At 71.6% G+C, this 11,690-nt stretch carries 8 protein-coding genes, 1 tRNA gene and 1 pseudogene; 7 read left to right on the top strand and 3 right to left on the bottom strand.

The window, feature by feature from the left end:
* Positions 1 to 28 precede the first annotated feature (28 nt).
* A complete protein-coding gene (locus tag OKJ99_RS42850; protein WP_326024093.1) occupies positions 29 to 904 on the bottom strand; it encodes a hypothetical protein in 876 nt (291 codons plus the stop codon).
* Between the two features lie 304 nt (positions 905 to 1,208).
* On the opposite strand from OKJ99_RS42850, the gene OKJ99_RS42845 reads away from it, so the two are divergent.
* Positions 1,209 to 1,718, top strand: a complete 510-nt coding sequence (locus tag OKJ99_RS42845; RefSeq protein WP_326024092.1) for a GNAT family N-acetyltransferase — start codon at positions 1,209 to 1,211, stop codon at positions 1,716 to 1,718.
* 13 nt (positions 1,719 to 1,731) lie between these two features.
* A pseudogene (locus tag OKJ99_RS42840) lies at positions 1,732 to 2,274 on the top strand (HAD-IA family hydrolase); the annotation flags it as partial.
* A 69-nt stretch (positions 2,275 to 2,343) separates the two neighbouring features.
* Here the strand turns inward: OKJ99_RS42840 and OKJ99_RS42835 are convergent.
* A tRNA-Arg gene (locus tag OKJ99_RS42835) sits at positions 2,344 to 2,419 on the bottom strand.
* 196 nt (positions 2,420 to 2,615) lie between these two features.
* Here OKJ99_RS42835 and OKJ99_RS42830 point away from each other — a divergent pair.
* On the top strand, positions 2,616 to 3,410 hold the full coding sequence (locus OKJ99_RS42830; protein ID WP_326024091.1) for a mechanosensitive ion channel family protein: 795 nt from the start codon (positions 2,616 to 2,618) through the stop codon (positions 3,408 to 3,410).
* A gap of 20 nt (positions 3,411 to 3,430) precedes the next feature.
* On the opposite strand, the gene OKJ99_RS42825 is transcribed toward OKJ99_RS42830, so the two are convergent.
* Complete coding sequence (locus tag OKJ99_RS42825; RefSeq protein WP_326024090.1) at positions 3,431 to 3,736, bottom strand: DUF6401 family natural product biosynthesis protein; 306 nt, start codon at positions 3,734 to 3,736, stop codon at positions 3,431 to 3,433.
* Positions 3,737 to 3,864: 128 nt separating this feature from the next.
* On the opposite strand from OKJ99_RS42825, the gene OKJ99_RS42820 reads away from it, so the two are divergent.
* From OKJ99_RS42820 to OKJ99_RS42805, 4 genes are all read left to right on the top strand, one after another.
* Positions 3,865 to 5,604, top strand: coding sequence for a PucR family transcriptional regulator (locus OKJ99_RS42820; RefSeq protein ID WP_326024089.1), 1,740 nt, complete (start codon positions 3,865 to 3,867; stop codon positions 5,602 to 5,604).
* Between the two features lie 227 nt (positions 5,605 to 5,831).
* Positions 5,832 to 7,196 (top strand): type III PLP-dependent enzyme domain-containing protein, encoded by a 1,365-nt coding sequence (locus OKJ99_RS42815; protein WP_326024088.1) that lies wholly within the window; start codon positions 5,832 to 5,834, stop codon positions 7,194 to 7,196.
* A gap of 238 nt (positions 7,197 to 7,434) precedes the next feature.
* Complete coding sequence (locus OKJ99_RS42810; RefSeq protein ID WP_326024087.1) at positions 7,435 to 8,934, top strand: amino acid permease; 1,500 nt, start codon at positions 7,435 to 7,437, stop codon at positions 8,932 to 8,934.
* Between the two features lie 203 nt (positions 8,935 to 9,137).
* Entirely contained in the window at positions 9,138 to 10,835 is a 1,698-nt protein-coding gene (locus OKJ99_RS42805) for a class I adenylate-forming enzyme family protein (protein ID WP_326024086.1), read from the top strand.
* The last annotated feature ends 855 nt before the right edge of the window (positions 10,836 to 11,690 follow it).

Below are 11,690 nucleotides of genomic sequence, written 5' to 3'. Positions count from 1 at the left end.
GGAAGTTGGATGAGCGTGCTACGGCCGCTCAGTCCTTGCGCAGGGACACCGTGGCGGTGGCCGCCGGGTCGGTGACGACCGTGTGCCCGTAGACCGGGTCGGTCGCCTGGGCCTTGTAGCCGACGGAGGCGTCGCCCTTGGCGAAGGGGACGCCGCCGCCCGCGGTGCCGACGGCGGACCAGGCGACGGGCGCGCCCGGGGTGCAGGCGATGTGCGTGTAGTACGTGGCGGTGGCCAGGGCGTCCTTGCCGACGACCTGCTCGATACGGCCGTTCACCAGGACGTCGTCGACGGGCTCGGTGCAGGTGACGGTGCCGCGCACGGTGGCCCTGCCGTCCGCGGACACGGAGCCGGTGGCGTCGACGTGCGCGCGGAGGGACAGCTCGGCGGGCGGCGGCGGATTGGTGAGGTGGGCCTGCCCGGTGAGCCCGGGAACGGTGTCCTCGCAGTTCTGCCCGAAGCTGGCGTCGAGGGCCTCGACGTAGCCGCGGGGCCCGAGTTCGAGCCGGTCGACGGTGAAGGCACCTTCGGACTCGCACCCGTAGAACGTCCCGTCCACGGCCAGCTTCGCCCCGCTGAGGGACGGCGTGTCGCTCGCCCCGCTGTACGTCCCAACGGCGAGCTGCTCTCCGCTCGGAGCCCCCATGGTGAGGTCCCACCGGTCACCGTTCGCGGCGAGCACGATGACGTGCACGGAGTTCTGCTCGTCGTTCCACCCGGCGTACATGGAGTCCCCCGACCCCGCGCCGTCGACGTACGAGTACGGATACCCGCCACCGACCGGGTCCCCCACCTCACTGACGACGTCGAACGTCCCGGACTCCACGTCGACCGCGTGCGCCGGAACCCCCATGGCGAACGTCGTCGCGACCACGGCCGCGGTCAGTGCGAACGCCCGTGACACAGCATGCAATTTCAAGATCCCCCCAGGGGAATATGAAGACAGCCGAGCCCTGAGCGGGCTCCGGCCGTTGGGGGGCGGCGGGAGGAGTATGCCAACCCCAAGGGATCTTCACAAGGAGGTCACAGGATGGTGCGGCGCCCTTGGGTCGAGGAGGCGTTACGGTCCGGGTCATGGAGTGCTTTGCCGCTTGGCGTACGCGGGTCTGAGGGCCCCTGCCTCTCCGCCGATTCCTCGGCCGGGAGCGGGCCGACCCACGCCCAACTCCCTTTGGGAGCCGAGCCCTCAGCGCGAAAGGCACCCCTCCATGCGGATGCGCGCATTCGTCGACGACGACCTGGCCGCACTCACCGATCTGACCATCGACACGTTCCGCCCCTTCTTCGAGGACGTCTTCCGCCCCCTCATGGGCGAGACCATCTTCACGGTCCAGCACGGCAGTTGGCGCGACGACTACCGACGACAGGTGGCAGGACTCCACGCCCCCGAACGCCACGCGTACGTCACTGTCGCCGAGATGACAGGCATGACGGGCATGACAGGCATGTCAGGCGAGATCGCGGGCTACGTGGCGTGGGCCGTCGACCCGGACCGCAGACACGGCCAGATCGTGATCCTCGCGGTCTCGCCCCAGCACCGACGACACCACCTGGGCGCGACCCTGTGCCGACACGCCTTCGAGCAGATGCGCCTGCTCGGAGCGGAGATCGTCGAGATCGCCACCGGCGGCGACGCCTTCCACGCACCCGCGAGGGCGCTGTACGAACAACTCGGGTGCACGGCGAACCCGGTGGCGGTCTACTTCAGGCGGCTGTGAGGGCGGGTTACGGCCGCTGGGCACTGTTCATGAGCGGATGCACGACGTGTGGCGGGCCGGGGGTGTCGGGAGCGTCAGTGAACGAGAGGTGCACCAGCAGGTGTCGGCTCGCCTGGGCCTCGATGTCCCCCTGGCCGAAGCCTTCATGGCGGATCTCTGGGCGGAGTACCTGGGGACACCGAACGAGGAACTCATCACCTATGTGCGAGGGCTGCGGGGAACCTGCAGGCTGGGCATCCTGAGCAACAGCTTTGTCGGCGCCCGGGAGCGGGAGACGGCGCTGTACCACTTCGACGAACTGGTGGAACAGATCGTTTACTCGCACGAGATCGGCATCGAGAAGCCCGACCCGCGTGCGTTCGAGGCCGCATGCGCCGGCTTGGCCGTGCGACCGGAGGACTGCCTGTTCATCGACGATCTCGCAGCCAATGTCGAGGCGGCCCGGGCGTCGGGGATGCAGGCGCACCTGTTCGAGGACAACACGGGGACCGTCACGCGCATCGCAGCCCACGTGCACGCCGGGCCCTCGGGCCCAGGGCGTCTCCCGCCCGGCTGACGTCGGCCTGGCCGATCTGTGCCAGAAGGGGCCCACCTCCGGAAATCCGGAGGTGGGCCCCTTCTGTACTGGTGCCCCCGGCAGGATTCGAACCTGCGACACCCGCTTTAGGAGAGCGGTGCTCTATCCCCTGAGCTACGAAGGCGCGTGAACAGCGTAGCGGATCGGGTTCGGGGTGTGGGGTGGGCCGTCGGGCGGGGGGCGTCACGCCAATGGGGGATGTGGGGCGGCCGGGGGCGGCTGGGGCTGTTAAGCCGGAGGGACACAGGAAAACGAGGGGGACACGTCTCGTCGGGCGCGGTCTCGTGGCGTCCGGCCCCACTGAGTGGAGGTAGCCACTCATGATCCAGAATCCCGCCAGCACGCTCGCCGTCGACTTCACTCAAGGGCTGAACGACGCGTGGTCGAAGGTCGCCGAGTTCGTGCCGAAGCTTCTCGGCTTCATCGTCGTCATGGTCATCGGCTGGTTCGTGGCCAAGATGATCACCAAGCTCCTCGACCGGGGCCTTCGGAAGATCGGGTCGGAGAAGCTCGCCGAACGGGCCGGCTCGGCGAAGATGCTCGAAGGGTCGAAGTACGACACGACCGCGATCCTCTGCAAGGTCGTCTACGTCGCCCTGATGCTGATCGTGCTCCAGCTCGGCTTCGGTGTCTTCGGCGACAACCCCGTGTCCGACATGATCAACGGCATCGTCGCCTGGCTGCCGCGCGGCATCGTCGCGGTCGTCCTGATCGTGGTGGCCATGGCCGTCGCCAACCTGGTGCGTGACATCGTCACCAACACCCTGTCCTCCGTCTCGTACGGGAAGACCGTCGGCACCATCGTCTGGGCCTGCATCGTGGTCCTGGGCGCCATCGCCGCGCTCGGGCAGGCGGGCATCGCCACGTCCGTCACGCAGCCGGTGCTGATCGCCGGTCTCGCGGCCGGGGCCGGGATCCTGATCGTCGGTGTCGGCGGCGGGCTCATCGGGCCGATGAAGCAGCGCTGGGAGCGGTGGCTGAACATGGCCGAGGAGGAGACCGCCAAGGCGAAGGGGAACGCCGGGAACGGCGGTGCCGGTGCCTATCAGGCGGGGCGTGAGGATGCGCTCAGCAACCAGCCCGTTCAGGAGCGGGAGCGGTTCGACAACCAGTAGGGACCGGCGACCGGGGTGAGCTACACCAGGTCGAGCAGGTCGTGCCGTCTCACCAGCCAGCTGATGGCGGTGAGGCGGCACACCGCGTAGTCGTGTCCCACCGGTTCGAGCCAGCCGTTCTCGGTGAGCGCGTCGAGGAAGCCGAGCGCGTAGTCGCCGAGGGCCTCGGCGTCGGGGGCCGGCGGATGCAGAGCCGCCGAGCCGGCCGCCAGGCGGTCGCGGACCTCAGCCACGTGCTGGTCGACCGCGGCCAGGAAGGCGGGCTCGAAGGCGAATTCGGCGAAGCGTGGACCGTACGTCTCGCTCACCCGGGCAAGAGGGGACATCCGTCCAACGTAGGCGCGAGGGCGGCCGATTGGCGGTGAATGTCGGGTGCTGTTGCTCACAAGTGGGGTGTTTGTGGTGACTTGTTCGTCACATCGGGCGGGGCTACGTGATCGGTGAGACTGGGGGCATGGAGTTTTCCGCGTCCGGCAGGCCGCAGCCGCAGCCGCAGTCCGAGAGTTCCGTTCCGGGCGGCGGCCCCACGTTGGCGCAGGTCGTCGGGGTCGTGGGGCGGGACGTCGTGCAGGTCGTGCGGGCGCCGTGCGGGACGGACGTGGCCGTGGGCGGGGTCGGGGTGTTCGACGCCGGGGAGAGCCTGCAGGAGCGGGGGCGGGTGCTCATCGCCGTGGGCGTCGACACCTCCGATCCCGCTGCCGCCGAGGTGCTGCGTGCGGCCGATCGGGCCGGGGCCGCCGCGCTTGTGGTGCGGCGGGGTGCCGAAGGCGTGTCGCCGCTGCTCAGTGAGGTGGCCGACGGGGTGTCCACCGCGCTGCTCGCCCGCGCCCCCTGGGTGGACTGGGGCGAGCTGATCGGGCTGCTGCGGGCCGCGCTCGCGGCCGGTGGCGCGCGGGTGCCGGAACCCGGTGTCGACGTGGGGCTCGGGGATCTGCCGGCCCTCGCCTCGGCGCTCGCCGCGCTCGTCGGGGGCGCGATCACCATCGAGGACCCCGAGTCCAATGTGCTGGCGTACTCGCCCACCGCCGACACCGCCGACCCGCTGCGGCGGCTGACCATCCTCGGGCGGCGGGTGCCGCGGTGGCGGGTCGCCGAGCTCGCGGAGAGCGGGATCCTCGCCGCGTTGTGGGCGGGGGACGTCGTGCACCGGCCTGCTGACGGACGGTTCCCCGAGCGGCTCGCCATCGCTGTGCGCGCGGGGGAGGAGGTGCTCGGGTCGCTGTGGGCCGCCGCCGACGGGGAGCCGCTGCCGGAGGGGGCCCGCGACGCGCTGCGGCAGGCCGCCACGATCGCGGTCCCGCATCTGCTGCATCACCGGTTGCGCTCCCGGTCCGCGGAGGGGCGGCGTCGGCACGCGGTGCGCGCCCTGTTCGAGGAGCGGTCGCCCGATGTGGGTGCCGCGGCTGCCGCGCTCGGTGTCGATCCGGGGCAGCCGTGTGCCGTGCTGGCGGCTGTGGTCGTGGGGCCCGGGGCGTCGGAGGTGCGTGAGCGGGCGTTGCGGGCGGCGGTGTTGCGGGTTGCTGCGCATGGTGGGTCTGCGTTTGCTTACCGGGTGGAGGGCGGGCTGCCTCAAGGTCGGGAGGCGGCACCCCGTGTCCCGCTCTCGGGGCTCCGCCCCGGACCCCGCTCCTCAATCGCCGGAGGGGCTGAATGTGGCGACCGGTTCGACGTGCTGCTCACCGACCCCCGGCCCGACGCCGCCGAGCGCCTCGCGCGGGACCTCGCCACCGTGCTGCGTGGCGCCGGGGCCCGGCCCCTGGTCGCCGTGGGGCCGGTCGTCGGTGCCCTGAAGGACGCCGTGGACTCCCGTGCCGGGGCCGCCGAGGTGCTGCGGGTGCTGCGCGAGCGCGGAGGGCCCGAGGTGGCGGGCGCAGACGACGTGCGGTTCGCCCTGGACGCGTTGCGGGTGTCGGACGCCGTCGCCGCGCAGGTGCCGTCGGCCGGGGACGCCGTGGCCGCGCTCCTCGCGCACGACGAGCGGCACGGGACGGATCTGCCGCGCACGGTGGCCGCGCATCTGGCGTTCTTCGGCGACGCCGGGGCCACCGCCCGTTATCTGGGGATCCATGCGAATACGTTGCGGTACCGGTTGCGCAGGGCCCGTGAGCTGGGCGGCTTCGACCTCGGGGATCCCGACGTGCGGCTCGTCGTCGAGCTGGGGCTGCGGAGGGCCGGGCTGATCCCGCTGCCGTGATCGCGGCAGTGGCCATCTCTCGTAGTGCGTCGCCACCACCCCTAACCACCCACCGTCGTGCGCACGCACTACGCGCGCGTGCCCATCCGCCGTTCCTTGTGCCGGCACACAGTCCAGCGGCCCCGTACTTCGTGGCGTCGCACGCAGACACGCCACCCCGCCGCGCTGCACAGTGACGAGTGCCCGGACCACCACCCCGTACGAAGCAGAAGGCAGGCCACCCCCCGATGCCGCAGCCCCCCGCCTCCGCCTCCGCCGCCCGCCGCGACGCCGCCCTGCGCGCCGCCGTCGAGCAGGGGCTCGTAGGACCCGACGCCCCCGTGCTCGGGCTGCTCGACGTGGCCGGGGTCCGGGAGGCGGCGCGCGCGCTCAAGGCGGCGTTCGCGGGCGTGGAGGCGCGGCACACCTTCGCGGTGAAGGCGGCCTCGCTCGTCCCCGTGCTCGCGCTCCTGAACGAGGAGGGCATCGGCGCGGAGGTCGCGAGCCCCGGTGAGCTGGCGCTCGCGCGGGCGGCCGGGGTGCCCGCCGAGCGGATCGTCTTCGACTCGCCCGCCAAGACGGTCGGCGAACTGCGCGACGCGCTGGCGAGCGGCATCGCCGTGAACGCCGACAACCCGCAGGAGCTGGCCCGGATCGACGAGCTCGTCGAGGAGTTCGGAGCGGGCTGCGCGCCCGTGGGGCTTCGGGTGAATCCGCAGGTCGGCAGCGGTTCGATCGGCGCGATGAGCACCGCGACCGCCACCTCCAAGTTCGGCGTCGCGCTGCGCGACGCGGGCGCGGAGCAGTGGGTCATCGGCGCGTACAAGGCGCGGCCGTGGATGACCCGTCTGCACACGCACACCGGCTCCCAGGGTGTGGCCCTTGAGTTGATGGCCGAGGGCGTGCGCGCCGCGTACGACCTGGCCGAGAAGATCAACGCGCAGGTCGGGCGGCAGCAGATCGACACCCTCGACATCGGCGGCGGCCTGCCGGTGAACTTCGACTCGGACGCCGTCACGCCCGGCTTCGAGGAGTACGTGCGGATCCTGCGGGAGACCGTCCCCGGGCTCTTCGACGGCCGCTACACGCTCGTCACCGAGTTCGGGCGCTCGCTCCTCGCCAAGCAGGGGTTCATCGCCGCCCACGTCGAGTACACCAAGACTTCCGGCGGCCGCCGGATCGCGGTGACGCACGCGGGCGCGCAGGTGGCGACCCGTACCGTCTTCGCGCCCGAGTCGTGGCCGCTGCGGGTCGGGGCGTACGACGCCGAGGGCCGGCCGCGGACGACCGCGCCGCTGGTGCAGGACGTGGCCGGGCCCTGCTGCTTCGCGGGCGACCTCGTGGCGCGCGGCCGGGAGCTGCCCGAACTGGAGCCCGGCGATCTCGTCGCGCTGTACGACACCGGCGCGTACTACTTCTCAACTCACTTCCACTACAACAGCCTTCCTCGTCCCGCTGTGTACGGATATGTCCAGGGTTATATCCAGGGCGAGAACGGGGCAGAGCCGGGCAAGGTGACTTTCGCCCCCGTGCGCTCCGCGCAGTCCCTCGACGAGGTGCTCGCCGAGTCCGGTGCCCAGTACGCCGGTTCGCTCGTCGGGCTCGTGGATTAGTTGCCCCTGTGAACGGTTTAAGGTGGCGTGTCGTCCCGCGGTACGCCCGCGGCACACTCCACGGGAACTCCTGATTCCTGCCTGTGACGCACAGCACTGAGCAGGTCAGAGGTTTCCCGATCCCGAGGCCCGCCGTATCCGGAGGGTCAGTCCTGTCCAACAGGTACGCCGCACACGCCTGCCCGCGTTCGCGCTCGCGTGTGTGCGGCATGCCGTTTTGCACGTACGTCGGAGAACCATGGAGCACACAGCACAAGCCGAGTCCGAGGCTCGGCCCGCGCAGGCCTCTGCGGCTGCGACCGAGGGCAGTGTGGCCACGGACGGGAAGGCCGAGGCCGGAGCCGTCCGTGAGGGGGGTTACGCGGCCGGCCTGCGCAATCGTCAGGTCCAGATGATCGCGATCGGTGGCGCCATCGGCACCGGTCTCTTCCTCGGCGCGGGGGAGCGGCTGAACATCGCGGGCCCGTCCCTGGTGATCATCTTCGCCATCACCGGTCTGTTCGCCTTCTTCATCACGCGCGCCATGGGCGAGCTGGTGATGCACCGGCCCACGTCGGGCTCGTTCGTCTCGTACTCGCGTGAGTTCCTCGGCGAGAAGGCCGCGTTCACGACCGGCTGGGTCTACTTCCTGCACTGGATCTGCAGCGGCATCGCGGAGATCACCGCGGTGGCGATGTACCTGCACTACTGGTCCGCCTTCCGCGACATCCCCCAGTGGACGCTCGCGCTGGTGGCGCTGCTCGTGGTGCTCGGCGCGAACCTGATCTCGGTGCGCTGGTTCGGCGAGTTCGAGTTCTGGTTCTCGATCATCAAGGTCGCCGCGATCCTCGGCTTCCTCGGCATCGGCTGCTGGCTGCTCGCGAGCCGCCACCCGATCGAGGGGCACAGCACGGGCCCGCAGCTGATCACCGACAACGGCGGCATGCTGCCGAACGGCCTGCTCCCGGCGATCGTCCTGATCCAGGGCGTGGTCTTCGCGTACGCGGCGATCGAGATGGTCGGCATCGCGGCAGGCGAGACGGAGAACCCGCGCAAGGTGATCCCGCGCGCCATCAACTCCGTGTCCTGGCGCATCGTGCTGTTCTACGTCGGGTCCGTGCTGCTGCTCGTCCTGCTGCTGCCGTGGAGCGCGTACAAGGCCGGCGAGTCGCCGTTCGTGACGCTGCTCGGGAAGCTGGGCGTGCCCGGCATCAGCGGCATCATGAACTTCGTGATCCTCACGGCGGCGCTCTCCAGCTGCAACTCCGGCCTCTACTCGACCGGCCGCGTGCTGCGCTCGATGGGACTCGCGGGCTCCGCGCCCGCGTTCACCACGAAGATGAGCAGGAAGGGCGTGCCCTACGGTGGCGTGCTGCTGACGGCGAGCTGCTACATCGCGGGCATCATCCTCAACTACATCGTGCCCGAGCGGGCGTTCTCGATCGTCATCAACTTCTCCGCGATCACCATGATCGGCACCTGGATCATGATCATGATCTGTCAGCTGGTGCTGCGCCGTAAGTCCCTGCGCGGCGAGCTGGAGCGCCCCTCGTTCCGGCTGCCGGGCGCGCCGTTCACGAGCTGGCTGACCATCGTCTTCCTGGTCGCGGTCGTGGTGTTGATGGTCGTCGGCGGCGGCGACTCGGCGATCTCGGTGTACTGCTCGCCGCTGATCGTGGTCGGCCTGGTGATCGGCTGGTTCATGACCCGCAAGCGGGTGGCCGAGCATGCGAAGGCCGCCGTGCGGGTCGATTCGTAGGGTCGACTCGTAAGGTCAATTCGTAGGGTCGCATCGCGCGATCGCATCGCAGGATCGCATCTCAGAAGAGTCGAAAACTCGTCGGCGGGCGGTGTGCGTGGAGGTTCACGCGCACCGCCCGCCGCGTTGTACGGGCCCCGGATGGCCGTTGGCCGGTGCACGTACCTTGACGTGGGTCGGGCCGCCGGACGTACCGTCCGACCATGGACGCTGATGCCGTGGATTCCGTGGAAGCGCTGCTGACCGCTCCGGGCGCCCCCTTCGCCGTCGTACGAGGCGAGGACGGGCGCCTTTCCTATGCCGACGGGCCGCGTACGTTGCGCGAGTTCGCCGAGACGACGTGGGCGTTCGGCGACACCCCGTTCGTCATCTCCGAGAACGGGTGCATGACCTACGGGGAGTTCTTCGCGGCGGCGTGCGCGCTGGCCCGCCGCTTCACCGACGACGAGAGCGCGGGCGGCTACGGACTGCGGCCGGGCGACCGCGCCGTCATCGCGATGCGCAACCACCCGGAGTGGCAGGTCGCCTTCTGGGCCGCGCAGTTGGCGGGCCTGGTGGCGGTGCCGCTCAACGGGTGGTGGACCGCCGGCGAGTTCGCGTACGCCCTCGACGACTGCGGCCCCGCGGTGCTCGTCGTCGACGGGGAGCGCTACGAGCGGGTCCGCCCGTGGCTCGACGCGGCGAGCCCCCGCCCCTGGACCCTGGTCTGCCACGAGGAGGGCAGGGAGGTGAGCGGCGGCCGGGTGGAGCGGTACGCGGACCTGCCCACCCCCGACCCCCAACTCGGCCCGCCCGACGTGGACATCGACCCGTCCGCGGACGCCACGATCCTCTACACCTCCGGCACGACGGGCCGCCCCAAGGGCGCCGTCGCCACCCACCACGCCCACATGGGCGCCGTCACGGGCCCCCGCTACGCCGCGGCCCGCGCGGCGCTGACCCGCGGCATCATGCCCGGCCAGGGCCCGGCCCCCATCGGCCTGCTCACCTTCCCCTTCTTCCACGTGGCGGCGTTCACCGGCTTCTACGCGGCGATGGGGGTGGGCGGCACGATCGTGGTGCTGCGCAAGTGGGACACGGACGCCGCGCTCGCCATGATCCGCGAACACGGCATCACCAGCTTCGGCGGCGTCCCGGCCACGGCCCTCCAACTCCTGGAACGCGCCAAGGAGTTGGGCGACGAACTTCCCACTCTTACGGGGTTCAGCACGGGCGGCGCCGCGGCCCCTCCCGGCATCGTGGCCCGCCTCACCGACCGCTACGGCGAGCGCATCGAGCCCCGCAACGGCTACGGCCTCACCGAGACGCTCGGCGGCGTGCTCTCCAACGCCGGTGACGAGTACCGGAGTTGGCCGGGCAGCGTGGGCCGTCCGGCGCCGGCGGTGGAGGTACGGATCGCGGACCCCCTCGGTGAACCGGTCGCCGACGGTGAGGTGGGTGAACTGTGCCTGCGCGGGCAGCCGCTGATCCGCGGCTACTGGAACTCCCCGGACGCCACCGGGGCGGCGTTCACGGCGGACGGCTGGTTCCGGACGGGGGACCTGGCGGTGCGCTCGGAGGGCCGGGTCAGTGTCGTCGACCGGATCAAGGACCTGGTGATCAGGGGCGGCGAGAACGTCCACTGCGTCGAGGTGGAAGCGGTCCTCCACGACCACCCCGACGTCCTGGAGGCGGCGGTCGTGGGCATCCCGCACCCGGTGCTTGGCGAGGAGGTGGCGGCGGTACTCCGCACCCGCCCCGGCTCGACGGCGACCCCGGACGACATCCGCACCTTCGCGGCGAAGTCCCTGGCGGCCTTCAAGGTCCCGACCCACGTCCTCCTCCAGCACTCCGAACTCCCCCGCAACGCGACGGGCAAGATCCTGAAGCGACAGCTCCGCGAGTCGCTGGCGGTGAGCTGAGCGGGCCGGGGGGGCGGGGGTCGTTGGGGTGGGTGTGCGGGGACGGGGTCCTGAGCGGTGCCGGGGGCGGGGCCGTTGGGGCAGGTGTGCGGTGCCCGGGCGTGGGGCTGTGCCGTGCCGGGGTCGGGGTCTGTGTGATCGGTGCAGGGTGCCGTGCCTGTGTCCGGCTGCGCCGGGGCCCGCTCATGTCCCGCCGCCCGCCCCCTTCCGGGGGCTTCGGCCCGACCGGGGCCCGACCGGGGCCCGATCCGCCGTGCCGGGGTGGCGCCTGCCGTGAGGGGTGCGCGGCACCGGGGCCGTGGGGGCATTGCCGGGGTGGGCGCTCGTCGTGATGGGTGCGCTGCGCCGGGGGCCGCCTTGCCCACCCTGCCGCCCAAGGCGGCAGATTGCCCAAGTCGAGTTGCGGCCGACCGTCACGGGTGGGGGAGGCGGAGGCAGCGAAGGCCCAAGGCAGCGGGGCACGGACGACCGTCACGGGTGGGGAATCGGGATCGGCGAAGGCCCGAGGCGGTGGAGGCCGGTCGCCACGGGTGGGAGAGGCGGGGTCGGCGAAGGCCCAGGGCGGCGGGGCGCGGACGGCCGTCACGTGTGGGGAACCGGGGTCGGCGAAGGCCCGAGGCGGTGGAGGCCGGTCGCCACGGCTGGGGAGGTGGGGCGGCGTAGGCCCAGGCGGCGGGGCGCGGTCGACCGGCACGGATAGGGAACCAGGGCCGACGAAGGCTCAAGGCGCGTTGCGGCCGACCGATACGGGTGGGGGAGCCGTGCTTGCCCCCGGTCGGGCCGACGCCCCCGGAGGGGGCGGGTGGGTGGGAGATGGGCGTGGTAGGCAGCAGGGCAAGGCCATCGCCATCGCCT

The sequence above is a fragment of the Streptomyces endophyticus genome (assembly GCF_035798155.1).
Classification (GTDB): Bacteria; Actinomycetota; Actinomycetes; order Streptomycetales; family Streptomycetaceae; genus Streptomyces; species Streptomyces endophyticus.
This window is presented reverse-complemented; position numbering and strand designations above follow the sequence as displayed.